Genomic DNA, 15,097 nt, shown 5'->3' with positions numbered 1-15,097 from the left:
CGGTGAGCATGACGATGGGCGTCTCCACCAGGGCGGCGCGCGCCTTGCGCAGCACCGTCAGTCCATCGTGGCCGGGCATCTGGAAGTCGAGCAGGGCGCAGTCGAAGGATTGCTCCATCAGGGCGGAGAGCGCGGCCTCCCCGTCGGCCACCTCGACGAGCTGGGCGCCCATGCCCGCCTTGAGCAGGGCTCGCCGCACCGCGAGCCGGTCCACCTCGTCATCGTCCGCCACCAGCAGACGCAGCGGCTGCTCCATGTGGTTCTCCACCCTCACGGCATCTCCACTCGCGTCCAGTATGTGTTGAGCGCGGCCATCAGCTCCACGAATGCTGGAAAGGTGACGGGCTTGAGGAGGTACCCGGCCACATGGAGATGATAGCTCGCCACCCTGTCCCGTTCATCATTGGACGTTGTGAGCACCACCACCGGGGTGGAGCGCAGCTCCGGATCGGCACGCAGGGCCCGGAGGAACTCGAGGCCGTTCATCCTCGGCATGTTGAGGTCCAGGAGGATGAGCCGGTTGCTGGCCGGCACCGCCGCGCTGCGCAACAGCTCCAGGGCCTGCTGCCCGTTGCCCGCGACGTAGAGGGCGCTGTGGATGTTGTTCTTCTTGAAGGCGCGCTGGACGTTCATCACATCCACCGCGTCATCCTCGACCAGGAGGATGTTCAGGGTCTTGGCGGACACGTTCAGCGTCCTTCCTCCGGAAGATGCGTGGGCCAGGTGAAGCGGAAGGTGGCTCCCTGGCCCGGGGTGGATTCCAGCCAGGCGCGTCCGCCGCGCACCTCCACGCTCTTCTTCACCACCGACAGGCCGATGCCGGTGCTCTCCAGCTCGTCGCGCGCCAGCAGCGTCTGGAAGAGGCCCCAGATGCGCGCGTGGTACTCGGGGGCGATGCCCGGGCCGTCATCGGCCACGGAGAACTCCCAGAAGGTGCCCACCTCGCGTGCCGTCACCCGCACGTGCACGTCCGGGCGGTTGGCGTGCTTGAGCGCGTTGCTGATCAGGTTGAGGAACACCTGCTGGAGGGGCACCCGCTCGGTGTGCAGGGTGGGCATGCCGGGCGCCACCTCCAGGGTGGCCTCGGGCGGGGGGGCGAGCAGCTCCACGCACTCGGCCAGCAGCCGGCCCACGTCCACGAGCTCGGGCCGGGCGCGCATCCGCCCGGCGCGGCTGTAGTCGAGGATGCCGTTGATGAGCGCCTCCATGCGGTGCACGCGCCCGCGCAGCAGCCTCATCTGCTCGCGCGTCTCCTCCGTCATCGCGTCCCGCAGGTCGTCTTCGATCCACTGCGACAGGTTGGCGATGCCGCGCAGCGGGGCCTTCAGGTCGTGGCTGGCCACGTAGGCGAACTGATCCAGCTCCTGGTTGCTGCGCTCCAATATCGCGCGGGCCTGCTCGGCCTCGTGGCGCGCCTGCTCGGCCCGGCGGGTGGCCTGTTGGCTCTCCCGGTACAGGCGCGCGTTGTCCAGCGAGAGCGCGGCGCGGCGGGCCAGCTCCTCGATCAGCGGCATGTCCGCCACCGAGAAGTGCCGGCCGCTGTCGGCCTGGACGAGCGTGATGCAGCCCAGCGTCCGTCCGTGGACGATCAGCGGCACGATGAGGGAGGAGCGCAGGCCCAGTCCGAGCATGAGCCGCTCGCGGTCCTTGTCTCCCGAGATGGAGGTGAGCGTCGCTTCGGGGATGATCTCCAGCAGCTCCGACTGGCCGGTGCGCAGCACGTAGCCGCGCCCCTGCTGGGCATCCTGGAGGTTCACGGGATCGCGGCGCGCCAGCTCCCAGGCGAGCGCCTCCTTCGAGGGGTTGGTGTGGGTCACCATGACGCGCTCGACGGTCTCGTCCTGCCCCACCAGGTCCACCGCGCACCAGTCCGCCAACCGCGGCACGGCCAGGCGCATGAAGTTGCGCAGCGTCTCCTCTGGATCCAACGAGATGGCGAGCACGACGCTGGCCTCGGCGAGGAAGCCGTGGGCATCGGCGGTGCGCTTGTGGTCGTCGATGTCCGTGCAGGTGCCGAACCAGCGGACGATGTGGCCCTGGGCGTCGCGCACCGGGATGGCGCGGCCGAGGAACCAGCGCCAGACGCCGTCGAGCCGGCGGCAGCGGTACTCCACCTCATAGGGCTCGCCCGTGGTGACGCTGTGGTTCCAGCGCCGGGCGGCCTCGGGCATGTCCTCCGGGTGGAAGGCCCCATACCAGCCCAGGCCCTTGGACTCCTCGAAGGACATGCCGGTGTACTCGTACCAGCGTCGGTTGAGGTAGTCGTGCAGACCGTCCGGCCTCGCCGTCCAGACGATCTGCGGCAGCGCCTCGGCGAGCTGGCGGAACGGGTCGCGCTCGGCTCCGAGTCGCTGCTCCGCTCCCGAGGCGTCGAAGAGGGGGCTCAAGGGGTCGTACGCGGTGAGATCGCCGTCGGACTGGCCGGACACGTCGGAAGATCCTCCGGAGGGGAAGGAGGTGGATCCGTCTTACCGCGTCCGGGAGAGGTCGGTTCCTCCCCGCCCCCCGGGCTGTCGTCCGCGCAACAGGTCATCTCCCAAGGGAAGGGTGAGCTCGAAGACAGTGGCTTGCGGGGCGGAGACGAACCGCAGCTCGCCCCCGTGGGCCCGGGCGATCTTTCGCGAGAGCGGCAGCCCCAGGCCCGTGCCCTTCTCGCGGGTGGTGAAGAAGGGCTCGAAGATACGCCCGCGCTCGGCCTCGGGCACGCCGGGGCCCTGGTCCTCGACGCGGATGGTGTAGTCCCCGCCGTCCCCACGGCCCGTCACCCGCACCCGGCCTCCCCGGGGCGAGGCCTGCACGGCGTTCTTCACCAGGTTCACCAGCGCGGCCGTCAGCAGGCTGCCGTCCGCCTCCAGCACGGCCGGCTCCGCCTCCACCTCCACCGTCACCGCCTTGTCCGCCGCGTCGGCCGCGAGCAGGCCGCTCGCCTCCTGGAGGAGGTCCGGCGCCGCCACCGGCGCCCGCGAGAGCGGTTGCTCCCGGGCGAAGGCCAGGAAGTCCTCGACGATGCGCTGGAGGTACTCCGCCTCCCGCTGGATGCGGGCCACGTGCTCGGAGGCTCCGGCGTGGGCTCCCGCCTTCAGGTCCTCCGCGAGCAGCCCCGAGAAGAGCGAGATGCCGCCGAGGGGATTGCGCACCTCGTGGGCCACCCCCGCCAGCATCAGCTTGAGCTGCCGGTCCCGGCTCTCCAGGGCCTCGCGCATCACCTCCAGCTCGCGCGCCAGCACGCCAATCTCGCGCGTGGGCTCCGGGGGCACCGGCGTCGTCAGGTCGCCCCGGCCGATGCGCAGCGCCGAGTCCATCAACCGCCGCAGCGGCCGCGCGAGCCCCCGCGCGGTGAAGACGGCCACGAGCCCGAGCACCCCCAACGCCACCGCGCTCGCCGCCGCGAAGCTCCGGGACAGGCGGGAGAGCGGGCCGAAGAAGGCCGCGCTGCCCTCCACCGCCACCGCGCCCACCACCTCGCCCTCGCGGCGCACCGGCGCGTAGCCCGTCTTGTAGAGGAGCCCGTCGCTGCCCTGGAAGAGGACCTGGCTCGCCGTCCGCTGTCCGGAGAAGACGCGGGAGAGTTCCAGCCTGTCGCGGGCGAGCTCCGGCACCTCCGTGCCCACCGGCAGCCCGCCGCCCACGTCCACGCGCACCCGGCCCCGCGTGTCCACCACGTACACGCGGCGCACCCCGCTCGCGTCACGGACCTCGGAGAGAAGGCGCACCACGTTGCGCCAGGTGCGGGTGCCCGTGACGTCGTCCCCGGGCTCGATGGTGAGCATCCGCTCGCCGCTCACCTGGCTCGCCGTGGCGGCGGCGATGGCGGAGAGGCTCGTGCCCAGCTCGTCCTCCAGGATGGCGCGGGCCAGCGCGTAGACCGTCGTGCCCGTGAGCGCCAGGAAGAGCAGGGTGGGCAGCAGGAAGGCCACCAGCAGCCGCGCGGAGAGCGAGCCGAGGGCGTTCTTCCATCGGGAGGTGCGGTGTGGCTCTCCACTCATGAGTGCCGGGCACTCTAGTCGCTTCAGTCGAACATCGCTCCCAGCGCCTCGGAGAGCGTCTGCACGCCCACGACTTCCAGCTTCGTGCCCTCCAGCCGCTTCGCGCTTCCCTGGGGGATGATCGCTCGCTGGAAGCCCATCTTCGCCGCCTCCGCCAGTCGCGGCTCCACCTGTCCCACCGCGCGCACCTCGCCCGCCAGGCCCACCTCGCCCAATACCAGCGTCTGCGCCTCCAGCGGCCGGTTCTGCAGGCTGCTCACCAGCGCCGCGCACACCGCCAGGTCGCACGACGGCTCGGACAACTGCATGCCTCCCGCCACGTTCACGAAGAGGTCACACCCCACCAGCGGGATGTCCTCCTTCTTCTCCAGCACCGCCGCCAGCAGCGCCACCCGGTTGCCGTCCACGCCAATCGCCGTGCGCCTCGCCGTGCCGTAGCCCGTGGGGGCCACCAGCGCCTGCACCTCCACCAGCAGCGGTCGTGTCCCGTTCAGCGTGCATGTCACCACGCTGCCCGCCTTGCCCGCCGGGCGCTCGGCGAGGAAGAGCGCCGAGGGGTCCGGCACCTCCATCAGCCCCGCCCCCTTCATCTCGAAGACGCCAATCTCGTTCGTCGAGCCGAAGCGGTTCTTGTGCGCCCGCAGGATCCGGAACGGGTGGCCCCGCTCGCCCTCGAAATAGAGGACGGTGTCCACCATGTGCTCCAGCACGCGCGGGCCCGCGATGGAGCCCTCCTTCGTCACGTGCCCCACCAGGAACGTCGGCACCCCGCTGCGCTTGGCGTAGGCCATGAAACGCCCCGCCACCTCGCGCACCTGCGAGATGCTCCCCGGCGCGCTGCCCAGCTCCGGCAGGTACATCGTCTGGATGGAGTCCACCACCAGCGCCCGCGGCTTGAGGTTCTCCGCCACCGTCAGCACCCGCTCCGCGTCCGTCTCCGCGAAGAGGTGGATGTCCTCGCTCTCCACCCGCAGCCGCTCGGCCCGCATCTTCGTCTGCCGCAGCGACTCCTCGCCCGACACGTACAGCACCGGGCCGAAGCGACCCAGCCGGTCCAACGCCGCCAGCAGCAGCGTGGACTTGCCAATCCCCGGGTCTCCGCCCAGCAGCACCAGCGAGCCGTCCACCACGCCCCCGCCCAGCACCCGGTCGAACTCGGCGATGCCCGTCTTGCGGCGCTCCTCCTGCTCGCCGCTCACCTCGCGCAGCCGCACCGGCTTGGAGGCCCCACCCGAGGCGCCCCAGGCCGGGCGCTTCTCGTCCACCTTCGCCTCCGTCTCCTCCACCAGCGAGCTCCACGCGCCGCAGTCGGGGCACTTCCCCAACCACTTCGCCGTCTGGTACCCGCACGCCTGACACGTGTAGTGCGTCTTCGCCTTCGCCATAGAGGCCTCTTCTCTAGCGCACACCGCCCCCGTTTCCCCGGCTTTCCCTCACGTCGGAGCCCTCCTTCCGGACCGCTCGTCTGGGGGGCGGGCGGCCAACCGGGGGTCCATTCACCGGGTCCCCGTCAAGTTGTGCCTCGGGGGAGGGCTCACCACGTTTGGTCCCAAGACGGCGCCGCACCTCGCGGCGTCAAACAAAGGGGAGACGGAGATGAGCATCATCTGGTTCATCGTGGTGGGTCTGGTCGCCGGTCTGATCGCGCGTGCGCTTCTCCCGGGTCGTCAGTCCATGGGGCTTTTCGCGACGATGCTGCTGGGCATCGTGGGCTCGTTCGTCGGTGGCTTCGTCGGCTCGCTCTTCTCGCGCAACCGGAGCATCCTCGACCTGCATCCCTCCGGCCTCATCATGTCCGTGGTGGGTTCCATCGTCGTCCTAATGTTGGTGGGCTGGGCGGGCCGAGGCCGTCGCATCCACGCCTAGTGTCCGGGACCCGGTAGGGGAGGCGCGGGTTTCCCGCCTCTCCCCCCGGGTCCCGCCTGTCCCACCTTCTGGGCGGCCGGGGTCGTCAACCCGGCCGCGCTGCGTGGTTGACAAGGGCTGGCCACCCACGCACCGTGCGCGCTCCCCGCTGTCCCGAGGAGCCCATGTCCGACTCCGCCGCCCGCGACTCCTTCCACGGTCACGCCCACTTCGCCGCGCCGCCCCCGAGTGTCTCCGTCCGTCATGACTGGACGCTGCCCGAGGTGCGCGCCCTCTATGAGCTGCCCCTGCTGGAGCTCATCCACAAGGCGCAGGGCGTCCACCGGGCCGTCTTCCAGGACAACAAGGTGCAGCTGTGCTCGCTGCTGTCCATCAAGACGGGCGGCTGCTCCGAGGACTGCGGCTACTGTCCCCAGGCGGCGCGCTACCACAAGGACACCGGCCTGCAGGCCGAGAAGCTCATGTCCGTGCCGTCCGTGCTGGACGCCGCCTCCAAGGCCCGCGCCGCTGGCGCCACCCGCTTCTGCATGGGCGCCGCCTGGCGCGAGGTGAAGGACGGGCCCCAGTTCGACAGCGTCCTGGAGATGGTCCGCGGCGTGAAGTCGCTCGGCATGGAGGCATGCGCCACGCTCGGCATGCTCACCGAAAGTCAGGCCAGGCGCCTGCGCGAGGCCGGCCTGTCCGCCTACAACCACAACCTCGACACCTCCGAGGAGAAGTACGGGGACATCATCACCACCCGCACCTACCAGGACCGGCTCGACACCCTCGAGCGCGTCCGGCAGGCCGGCATCTCCGTGTGCTCCGGCGGCATCATCGGCCTGGGTGAGTCCGTGGACGACCGGTGCAAGCTGCTCCTCACGCTCGCCAACCAGGAGGTCCACCCCGAGTCCGTGCCCATCAACGCGCTCGTCCCCGTCAAGGGCACTCCCCTCCAGGACCAGAAGCCCGTGCAGACCGTGGAGATGGTCCGCACCATCGCCACCGCCCGCATCCTCATGCCCCTGGCCATGGTGCGCCTGTCCGCCGGCCGCATGCAGATGAACGAGGAGGCCCAGCTGCTGTGCATGCTCGCCGGCGCCAACTCGCTCTTCTTCGGCGAGAAGCTGCTCACCACCGGCAACCCCGAGTACACCCAGGACATGGCCCTCCTGGAGAAGGCCGGCATCCGTCCGCTGGAGCCGGATACGTCGCGGTAATGAGCGGGGACTCGCGATACCCCCGCCCCGACCCTCTCCCGGAGGGCGAGGGGAGTGTGGCCACCGGCTGGGCCCAGGAGGACCTGGGCTCCCTGGCCTCCCGAGGGTTGAGGCGCTTCCTCGAGCCGCTCGACTCCCCCCAGGGCCCACTCGTCCGTCTGGGGGGCGAGACGCTCGTCAACTTCGCCTCCAACGACTACCTGGGCCTCGCCGCCTCACCCACCGTGAGGGCCGCCGCCGTCGCCGCCCTGGAGCTCCATGGCGTAGGCACCGGGGCCAGTCGGCTCGTGGTGGGGGATACCGTGGCCCACCAGCGCCTGGAGGCCCGCCTGGCCGCCTTCGAGCGCGCCGAGGCCGCCCTCCTGTTCAACTCGGGCTATGCCGCCAACGTCGGCACCCTCCAGGCCCTCGTCGGCCCCGAGGACGCCGTCTTCTCCGACGCCCTCAACCACGCCTCGCTCATCGACGGGTGCCGCCTCTCGCGCGCCCGCGTCGTCGTCTACCCGCACGCCGACGTCGAGGCCCTGGAGCGCGCCCTCGCCTCGACTCCCGCGCGCCGCCGCCTCGTCGTCACCGACAGCGTGTTCTCCATGGATGGGGACTGCGCGCCCCTGCGGGAGATCGTCGACGTCTGCCGCGCCCACGGCGCTGGCCTGCTCGTCGATGAGGCCCATGCCACCGGCATCCTCGGCTCCCGGGGCGCCGGGTTGTGCGAGGCGTTGGGACTCGAGGGCGCCGTCGATGTGCGCATGGGCACCTTGAGCAAGGCGCTCGGCGGCATGGGGGCCTATATCTGTGCCTCCCGCGCCGTGGTGGAGCTCGTCCTCAACCGGGCGCGGCCCCTCGTCTTCTCCACGTCGCTGCCCGCCGCCCTGTGTGCCGCCGCCGAGGCCGCCGTGGACATCGTCGAGCACGATGACGACCTGCGCGCCCGCCTGTGGCGCAACATCCACCGCTTCGCCAAGGGGCTTCGCTCCCTGGGTTTTCCCGCCGAGCCCCGCGGCGCCATCTTCCCCGTCATTCTCGGTGAGCCCGAGCACGCCATCGCGGCCTCGCGCGCCCTGCGTGCCCGGGGGCTGCTCGTGAAGGCCATCCGGCCTCCCACCGTGCCGGAGGGCACCAGCCGCCTCCGCTTCTGTCTCTCCGCCGCGCACACCGAGGGCCAGGTGGACCTGGCCCTGGACGGGCTGCGCGGGCTCCGCCTCGGGAGGTAATCGTGGTGCAGGTCTTCGTGACGGGTACGGACACCGGGGTGGGGAAGACCCAGGTCTCCCGGGCCCTGCTGTCCCTGCTCGTGGATGCCGGGCTGCGGCCCCAGGGCTTCAAGCCCTACGAGAGCGGGTGTGCCTCCCTCTCCGCTCCCTCCGATGCCCTCGCCCTGCGCGAGGCCGCCCGGAGCGACCTGCCCCTGGACGTCGTGTGCCCCCACCGCTTCCGCGCGCCCCTGGCCCCGGGAGTCGCCGCGCGCCGCCTCGGTCGCGAGCCCGACTGGCGCACCACCCTGGCCGCCTGGGAGCGGTTGAAGCACGGGCCCGTCGTCGTCGAGGGCGCGGGGGGCCTCTTCGTCCCCCTCGACTCCTCCCACGACGTCATCGACCTCATCTCCACCCTGCGCCTCCCCGTGCTGCTCGTCGCCCGCGCGGGCCTGGGCACCCTCAACCACACCGCCCTGTCCCTGGAGGCCCTCGCCGCGCGCAACATCCCTGTCGCGGCCGTCCTCCTCTCTCGGAGCACCCCCGCGCGCGACCCCTCCGAGCGAGACAACGCGGCCCTTCTCGCCTCGCGCCACCGCGTCCAGGTTCTGGGTCCCGTGTCCTATCTGGTGGATGCTCGCAGGCGTCACGCCGCGTTCCGCGGGGCACTCGCTCCGCTCGTGTCCGGATGGCTCGCTCCCGAGCGGTCCAAACGCGCGCGAGGCCGATAAATCGGCCTCCGCCGCGTTTCATACGCGAAAGCGAGTGCAAGTTTTCGTGTTGCTCGGTCGCGAAATGGACGCATCTTTCGATCCGAGCGAGAACGCCCAGCGAATGGCCGACATCATCGACCTCTCGCTCCTCGCCGACTCCAGGCGGTATCTCCTCAAGCTCCTCGATGCGCGTGGTCTCTCCTACTTTCTGCAGAAGGAGGGACAGCGGCTCTTCCACATCGAGCCCGCCAAGGTCGAGCTCGTCGTCCGTACCGCCGTGCGCGCGCGTGCCGAGGAGCAGCCCGCGCCCCACCCGAAGGCCATCGAGCACTGCCGCAAGGAGATCCGCCGCGAGCTGATCCGCCGCGTCGCCTCCGCCATGCTCCAGACGGGGCTGTGAGCCCCTTCTCGGCGCGCACCGACTTCCCGCGCGCCTGGAACCCGCTGGCCCGGGCGCTCGCCGAGCGCCGCGCCCGTGGGCTCCCCCTGCTGGACCTCACCGAGACCAACCCCACCCGCGTGGGCCTGCCCACTCCCGAGCCGGCCCTGCTGGCCTCTCCAGGGGCCCTCGGCTACACGCCCGAGCCCCAGGGGCTGCTCCCGGCCCGCGAGGCCGTGGCCGCGCACCTCGCCTCGCGCGGCGCCCGCGTCTGGCCCGAGCACCTCGTCCTCTCGGCGAGCACCAGCGAGTCCTACGGCTGGCTCTTCAAGCTGCTGTGCGAGCCCGGGGACAACGTCCTCGTCCCCGCGCCCAGCTACCCCCTCTTCGAGTACCTCACGCGCCTGGAGGGCGTGGAGACGCGCACCTACTGCCTGCCGCGCGCCCACGGCTTCGGCCTGGACGTGGGCGAGGTGGCCGCCGCACGCGATGCGCGCACCCGCGCCGTGCTCGTGGTGAACCCGGGCAACCCCACCGGCCACTACCTCCAGGAGGGCGAGCTGGAGGCGCTGGGCGCGCTGTGCGCCGAGACGGGGATGGCCCTCCTCTGCGACGAGGTGTTCTCCGACTTCGCCTGGGACGAGGAGCCGGGCCGGGTGGCGACGGTGGCCGGGCGCGCGCTGCCCATGCCCACCTTCTCGCTGTCGGGCCTGTCGAAGGTGGCGGGGCTGCCCGGCCTCAAGCTGGGGTGGATCCACGTGGGCGGACCCGATGCCGTGCGCGACGAGGCCCTGGCCCGGCTGGAGCTGGTGGCGGACACGTACCTGTCCGTGAGCACGCCCGTCCAGCTCGCCCTGCCCGGACTGCTGGCCCACGCGCCCCGCTTCCAGGCCGCGCTGCTGGAGCGGGTGAGGGAGAACCGGCGCCGGCTGCTCCAGGCGCGTCCCAAGGAGGCTCGCTGGAGCGTGGTGCCCGCCCAGGGAGGGTGGAGCACCGTGCTGCGGCTTCCCCGGGAGCCGGGGGAGGAGGCCACGTGCCTCGCGCTGCTGGACGAGGGCGTGGGGGTGCAGCCGGGCTACTTCTACGACTTCACGGGCGGGGCCTTCCTGGTGCTGTCGCTGCTGCCGCCGCCGGACGTCTTCTCCGCCGCGATGGAGCCGCTCGCGCGCGTGCTGGCCGCGAGCGGATAGACGAGGCGGGGACTACCGCGTGGCCGAGGAACCCACGATCTCACGCGGCACCTTGCTCGTGGTGCCGAAGCTCCCGGCGAGGCCGTAGCACTCGATGCCCAGATGGTGGTCCCACGTGTCCTGCGATTCGATGCGGCTGGCCCTGCGCCGCGCCAGCAGGGCGGGCAACTCCGTGATGAAGAGCCCGTAGAACCCGGTCGCGTCCTCCCCCATCTCGGCGGGCGCCACGCCCAACTCCCGCTCCAATCGCTGGAGCCCTTCGAGGAAGAGGTGCTCGGAGTTCTCGTTCGAGGCCGCTCCCCGGGGCACGTCCAGGGCGAGCTCGATGAGCGAGCGGCCGGACATGCTCCGCGCGAGCTCCTGGCGCACCTTGTGGCGGTGCTCCCGAGCCTCGAGGACACGCGCCCCTTCGGCGCGCACCGCGGTCTGCTTCGCCAAGGCTGCGCTCATCAGTCCTCCCCCGGGCCCGAAAGGGACCCAATACCCTTATATGGAGACGCCTGACGTGAGGTCGTGATGCGCCTGACGAGAAATGGGGCGGGAGTGCTCTCACGGCATGCTGGCGAGCGGGCGAGCGTCTTCCATCCGGCACTGTGCCGCCCCCCTGGTCTTGGAGACTGATGGTCAGTGCACGTTTCTACCCTTGCGTGAATGAGTTCCTCGGCCCGTTCACGTCATGGGCCGTTGGCAGGCGGAGGTGGAACACGGTGCCCTGCCCCAGCGCGCTCTTCACGCCGAGTTCTCCCCCCAGCTCGTCGACGAGTCGACGGCAGATGGCCAACCCCAGGCCCGTGCCCACTCCCGCCGGCTTGGTGGTGAAGAAGGGGTCGAAGATGCGGTCCTGCAACTCCGGGGGGATGCCTCGGCCGGTGTCATGAATCTCCACCCGGACATGGCTCGTGCCTTCCTGGCGCGTCACCACGCGGATCTCCTGCGGGGTGGTGTGACCCTCGGGAATGGCTTGAGCGGCGTTGACGAGCAGGTTGAGGAAGACCTGCCCGAGCGGGGCCTCGTTGCCAAGCACGGGGGCGTGCGCGGCGTAGTCCTTGACGATGCGGGCGCGGTGGAAGATGTGGTTCCACGCCATCCGCAGCGAGGAGTCGAGCACCCGGTGGACGTCCAGGGGGCCTCGTTGCTTGTCGTCCGTCCGGGAGAAGACCTTGATGTCGCGCACGATGTCCCGGATGCGCACGGCGCACAGGTGGCAGTCCCGCAGCGCCTGCTGCTGCTCGGCGGGGAGGCTCGACGCTTGTACCGGCCCGTCCCCCTCGTCGGGGTTCAGGACGAACTCCAGGTTGGCCATGAGCGAGGCGAGCGGGTTGTTGATCTCATGGGCCACGCTGGCGGCCAGCAGTCCCAGCGAGGCGAGCCGGTCCGACAGCAGCAGTTGCTCCTGCATCTTGCGGCGCTCGGTCCGGAGTGCCGCCTCGCGCAGCTCGCGTGCCACGGCCGGTCCCAGCCGGCCCAGCCGGTCCTTGAGCAGGAAGTCATGAACCCCCGCCCGCATCGCCGCCACCGCGGTGTCCTCCCCAATCTGCCCGGAGACGATGAGGAAGGGGATGTCCAGCCCCCGCTTCTGCACCAGGGAGAAGGCCGCCAGCGCATCGAAGCGGGGCAGCGCGTAGTCGGCGATGATGGCGTCCCAGGGGCCGGTGTCGAGCGCGCGCTCCAGCGCCTCGGCCGTCTCGACGCGGGTGCACGTGACGTCATAGCCACCGCGGCGCAACTCACGCAGTACGATCAGGGCATCGTCCTCGAAGTCCTCGATGAGCAGCAGCCGCAGGGGGGAGGCCATCATGCACTCCTTCTCTGGGCCGGGAACTCGTTGAGGACGAGCCAATACATGCCGAGCTGCCGTATCGCCTCGAAGAAGTCGGTGACGTCCACCGGCTTGTGGACGAAGCTGTTCACCCCGAGCTGGTAGCTCTCCACCAGGTCGCGCTCCTCCTTGGAGGAGGTGAGGACGACCACCGGCACGGTGCGGGTCTGCTCGTGGCCGCGGATGCGCCGCAGCACCTCCAGGCCGTCGATGCGGGGCAGGTGCAGATCCAGCAGGATGACCTGGGGCCGGATGTCCGGATCCCGGTCCGCGTGCTTGCCCTGCCTGAAGAGGTAGTCGAGGGCCTCGGCCCCATCCCGCACGACGACCACGGGGTTGTGCATGTTGCTCTTGCGGAAGGCACGCAGGGTCATCAACTCGTCATCGGCGTTGTCCTCGACGAGGAGGACGACACGCTGGCTTACTGTGAACATGGGGGGGCTCCTCAGGAGTTCGCGGGCGGGGGGGGAAGGGAAGGCGAGGGGATCGCCTCATGGAGGGTGAAGAAGAAGGTGGCGCCGTGATCGACCTTGCCCTCGCCCCAGACGCGGCCCCCGTGACGCCGGACGACGCGCTGCACGGTGGCCAGGCCCACCCCGTTGCCTTCGAATTCCTGCTGGGTGTGCAGGCGCTGGAAGACGCCGAAAAGCTTGTTCTGGAAGGCCATGTCGAAACCGGCCCCGTTGTCCCGGACGAAGTAGACGCGCTCCTTGCCATCCTCCGAGGGGATGACGCCGAACTCGATCTCCGTCACCGGCCGCTCCCGGGTGAACTTCCAGGCGTTGCCCATCAGGTTCTCCAACACCGAGCGCAGCAATTGGGCGTCTCCCCGGTCCACCAGGCCCTCCTGGAGGGTGAAGCGCGCGGTGCGCTGGGGCTGCCAGCGCTGGAGGTGCTCGGAGATGGAGCGCGCCAGGTTGGACAGGTTGACCTCCTCCTCCACGAACTCGGTGCGGTTGACGCGTGAGAGCGAGAGGATGCCGTCGATGAGCTCGGACATGCGCTGCGCGGAGGCACGGATGCGCTTGATGTAGTCCTTGCCCATCTCGTCGAGCTGGTCCGTGCAGTCCTCGGTCAGCGCCAGGGTGAAGTTGGAGATGCTGCGCAGCGGCGCGCGCAGATCATGCGCCACCGAGTAGGCGAAGGCCTCCAGCTCGCGGTTGGAGAACTCGAGCTGGGCGGTGCGCTCGGCGATGCGCTTCTCCAGCTGCGTGTTGAGCTGGCGCACCTGCTCCTCGGCCTCCCGGCGCCGGGTGATGTCGGTGACCATGGCCAGCGCGCCGATGTAACGGCCCTCCTCGTCGCACATGGGGTTGGACGACATCATGACCCAGATGATGCGGCCCTCCTTGTGGAGGAGCTGGGTGTCATGGATGGCGGACTTGCCCTGACGTCGCCGCTCGAGGTTGGTGGTGGTCTTCTGGCGGGCCTCTTCGCCCATGAAGTCATTGACGTGTCTGCCCATCATCTCGTCGACCGTGTAGCCGAGCATGTCGGCCAGGTAGTGATTGACGTAGGAGGTGCGGTTCTCGGTATCGAGCGTCCAGATGCCCTCCTGGGCGGCCTCCACGATGAGCTGGAAGTGCTGCTCGGTGCGGCGCCGCTCGGCCTGGGCCTGACGCTCGCCCTGGGTATCGCGCATGCTGACGAGCGCCCCCAGGAGCTTTCCCTGCCTGTCGCGCACGGGTCTGGCGGTCGCGCGAACGTGGTGGCCGCTGGGGAGGAGGGAATTGCGGATGAAGAGATCCTGCTCGGCGCTCTCTTCTCCCTGGAGGGCACGGTACAGCGGGAGCTTCTCGGCTGGGCACAACGTCCGCATGTCCGGGTAGAAGAGGCCGTAGGTGTTGCTCCAGTCCTCGGGGCGGGCCTCCTTGATGCCCGAGCCGAGCATCTTGTGGGCGAAGGGGTTGAAGTAGATCAGGCGGCCCGAGGCATCGGAGATGATCACTCCCTCGGAGATGCCGTCGAGGATGGCGCGCAGGAGTGCCTGGTGTTGGACCTGGAAGAGACCTTCGGCCAACTCGTCGGAGAGGGTCGTGGAGAGGGACTGGGCTGTCATGGTTATGGGACGACGGCAGCCGCCACCGGGAGGGGCAGCGGCCGCGGCGGCGCGGGCACCATGATAGGCGGGTGTGATGGATGCCGGACAAGCCCCCCTCCGGACTGTCCGCCAGTGGATTCATGGGGCTTGCCGCGTTGGACTCTTAGAAAAGAAGAAGCGCCCGGCGGAAGGACTCACGCCGAGCGCTCCGGTCTTCCCCACCCGCGGGCACTCGGGCCCGCGAGGCGCTACGCCTGCGAGGGCCTGCGCGAGATGCGGTACAGCACGAAGCCCATGAAGGCGAAGGCGAGCACGCCGATGAGGTGGAAGCCTCCCTCACCCACGGCCCCGACGAGGGCATGCTCCACGGACAGCTTGGAGATGGCCGCGTTGACGCCCTCGTTCACCGACAGGATGGCCACCACGACGCCCGCCAGCGCGCCGCCAGCCACCAGGCCGGTGGAGAACAGGTTGCCGGGGCCGAGCTCGGACTCCTCCACGTGCTCGCCCTTGCGCTGCGCCATGTAGTCCGACAGGCCCTTGATGGCGCCGCCCACGAAGATGGGCGCGGTGGTGGACAGCGGCAGGTAGGCGCCCACCGCGAAGGACAGCGACTTGACGCCGCACAGCTCCATCGTGATGGACAGGAAGACGCCCACCAGCACGAACTGCCAGTCCAGGTTGAAGGACAGCAGGCCCTTGATGAGCGTG

Annotated in this window: 16 protein-coding genes; 6 read left to right on the top strand and 10 right to left on the bottom strand. The window is 70.3% G+C overall.

The window, feature by feature from the left end; genetic code table 11:
• The 5 genes from VF794_RS13780 to radA form a co-directional block, all read right to left on the bottom strand.
• The coding region (locus VF794_RS13780; RefSeq protein WP_331110501.1) for a response regulator transcription factor at positions 1-274 on the bottom strand (274 nt) is incomplete at its 3' end.
• Positions 271-687 carry a response regulator gene (locus tag VF794_RS13775; protein ID WP_331110499.1) on the bottom strand — a complete coding sequence of 139 codons (417 nt, stop codon included), beginning with the start codon at positions 685-687 and terminating at the stop codon, positions 271-273. The genes VF794_RS13775 and VF794_RS13780, both read right to left, overlap by 4 nt.
• 2 nt (positions 688-689) lie before the next feature.
• Positions 690-2,429: an ATP-binding protein gene (locus VF794_RS13770; protein WP_331110497.1), complete on the bottom strand. Its 1,740-nt coding sequence runs from the start codon at positions 2,427-2,429 to the stop codon at positions 690-692.
• A 39-nt stretch (positions 2,430-2,468) separates the two neighbouring features.
• Positions 2,469-3,986, bottom strand: a complete 1,518-nt coding sequence (locus tag VF794_RS13765; protein WP_331110495.1) for a sensor histidine kinase — start codon at positions 3,984-3,986, stop codon at positions 2,469-2,471.
• 23 nt (positions 3,987-4,009) lie between these two features.
• Positions 4,010-5,371: a DNA repair protein RadA gene (radA, locus tag VF794_RS13760; protein WP_331110493.1), complete on the bottom strand. Its 1,362-nt coding sequence runs from the start codon at positions 5,369-5,371 to the stop codon at positions 4,010-4,012.
• A 211-nt stretch (positions 5,372-5,582) separates the two neighbouring features.
• Here radA and VF794_RS13755 point away from each other — a divergent pair, with 211 nt between their 5' ends.
• The 6 genes from VF794_RS13755 to VF794_RS13730 all read left to right on the top strand — a co-directional run bounded on the left by VF794_RS13755 (position 5,583) and on the right by VF794_RS13730 (position 10,526).
• Positions 5,583-5,852 carry a GlsB/YeaQ/YmgE family stress response membrane protein gene (locus VF794_RS13755; RefSeq protein ID WP_331110491.1) on the top strand — a complete coding sequence of 90 codons (270 nt, stop codon included), beginning with the start codon at positions 5,583-5,585 and terminating at the stop codon, positions 5,850-5,852.
• 164 nt (positions 5,853-6,016) lie between these two features.
• Positions 6,017-7,051: a biotin synthase BioB gene (bioB, locus tag VF794_RS13750; protein ID WP_331110489.1), complete on the top strand. Its 1,035-nt coding sequence runs from the start codon at positions 6,017-6,019 to the stop codon at positions 7,049-7,051.
• Complete coding sequence (gene bioF, locus VF794_RS13745) at positions 7,051-8,265, top strand: 8-amino-7-oxononanoate synthase (protein WP_331110487.1); 1,215 nt, start codon at positions 7,051-7,053, stop codon at positions 8,263-8,265. The genes bioB and bioF overlap by 1 nt, the downstream gene beginning before the upstream one ends.
• A 2-nt stretch (positions 8,266-8,267) precedes the next feature.
• Complete coding sequence (bioD, locus tag VF794_RS13740) at positions 8,268-8,975, top strand: dethiobiotin synthase (RefSeq protein ID WP_331110485.1); 708 nt, start codon at positions 8,268-8,270, stop codon at positions 8,973-8,975.
• 64 nt (positions 8,976-9,039) lie between these two features.
• Positions 9,040-9,357, top strand: a complete 318-nt coding sequence (locus tag VF794_RS13735) for a hypothetical protein (protein ID WP_331110483.1) — start codon at positions 9,040-9,042, stop codon at positions 9,355-9,357.
• The gene (locus VF794_RS13730) at positions 9,354-10,526 is read left to right on the top strand and encodes a pyridoxal phosphate-dependent aminotransferase (RefSeq protein WP_331110481.1); all 1,173 of its coding nucleotides are present in this window, start codon (positions 9,354-9,356) and stop codon (positions 10,524-10,526) included. The genes VF794_RS13735 and VF794_RS13730 overlap by 4 nt, the downstream gene beginning before the upstream one ends.
• 12 nt (positions 10,527-10,538) lie before the next feature.
• On the opposite strand, the gene VF794_RS13725 is transcribed toward VF794_RS13730, so the two are convergent.
• The 5 genes from VF794_RS13725 to VF794_RS13705 all read right to left on the bottom strand — a co-directional run.
• Positions 10,539-10,976: a citrate lyase holo-[acyl-carrier protein] synthase gene (locus VF794_RS13725; RefSeq protein ID WP_331110479.1), complete on the bottom strand. Its 438-nt coding sequence runs from the start codon at positions 10,974-10,976 to the stop codon at positions 10,539-10,541.
• A gap of 187 nt (positions 10,977-11,163) precedes the next feature.
• Positions 11,164-12,324, bottom strand: a complete 1,161-nt coding sequence (locus VF794_RS13720; protein WP_331110477.1) for a sensor histidine kinase — start codon at positions 12,322-12,324, stop codon at positions 11,164-11,166.
• Positions 12,321-12,779 (bottom strand): response regulator, encoded by a 459-nt coding sequence (locus VF794_RS13715; RefSeq protein WP_331110475.1) that lies wholly within the window; start codon positions 12,777-12,779, stop codon positions 12,321-12,323. Before VF794_RS13715 ends, VF794_RS13720 begins: the two co-directional genes overlap by 4 nt.
• Before the next feature lie 11 nt (positions 12,780-12,790).
• The gene (locus tag VF794_RS13710; protein WP_331110474.1) at positions 12,791-14,404 is read right to left on the bottom strand and encodes a PAS domain S-box protein; all 1,614 of its coding nucleotides are present in this window, start codon (positions 14,402-14,404) and stop codon (positions 12,791-12,793) included.
• Positions 14,405-14,634: 230 nt separating this feature from the next.
• On the bottom strand, positions 14,635-15,097 hold a 463-nt coding region (locus VF794_RS13705; protein ID WP_331110472.1), incomplete at its 5' end, for an OPT/YSL family transporter.

It is taken from the genome of Archangium sp., from assembly GCF_036389735.1.
Taxonomy (GTDB): domain Bacteria; phylum Myxococcota; class Myxococcia; order Myxococcales; family Myxococcaceae; genus Archangium.
Note: the sequence above shows the minus strand (reverse complement) of the source record. Positions and strands in the feature narration are given on the sequence as shown.

Excerpts from the sequence above, each read along its gene's own strand:
- VF794_RS13725 (WP_331110479.1), bottom strand. The coding sequence starts at position 10,976 with ATGAGCGCAGCCTTGGCGAAGCAGACCGCGGTGCGCGCCGAAGGGGCG.
- bioB (WP_331110489.1), top strand. The coding sequence starts at position 6,017 with ATGTCCGACTCCGCCGCCCGCGACTCCTTCCACGGTCACGCCCACTTC.
- VF794_RS13715 (WP_331110475.1), bottom strand. The coding sequence starts at position 12,779 with ATGTTCACAGTAAGCCAGCGTGTCGTCCTCCTCGTCGAGGACAACGCC.
- VF794_RS13710 (WP_331110474.1), bottom strand. The coding sequence starts at position 14,404 with ATGACAGCCCAGTCCCTCTCCACGACCCTCTCCGACGAGTTGGCCGAA.
- VF794_RS13735 (WP_331110483.1), top strand. The coding sequence starts at position 9,040 with ATGGACGCATCTTTCGATCCGAGCGAGAACGCCCAGCGAATGGCCGAC.
- bioF (WP_331110487.1), top strand. The coding sequence starts at position 7,051 with ATGAGCGGGGACTCGCGATACCCCCGCCCCGACCCTCTCCCGGAGGGC.
- VF794_RS13755 (WP_331110491.1), top strand. The coding sequence starts at position 5,583 with ATGAGCATCATCTGGTTCATCGTGGTGGGTCTGGTCGCCGGTCTGATC.
- VF794_RS13765 (WP_331110495.1), bottom strand. The coding sequence starts at position 3,986 with ATGAGTGGAGAGCCACACCGCACCTCCCGATGGAAGAACGCCCTCGGC.
- VF794_RS13720 (WP_331110477.1), bottom strand. The coding sequence starts at position 12,324 with ATGATGGCCTCCCCCCTGCGGCTGCTGCTCATCGAGGACTTCGAGGAC.
- radA (WP_331110493.1), bottom strand. The coding sequence starts at position 5,371 with ATGGCGAAGGCGAAGACGCACTACACGTGTCAGGCGTGCGGGTACCAG.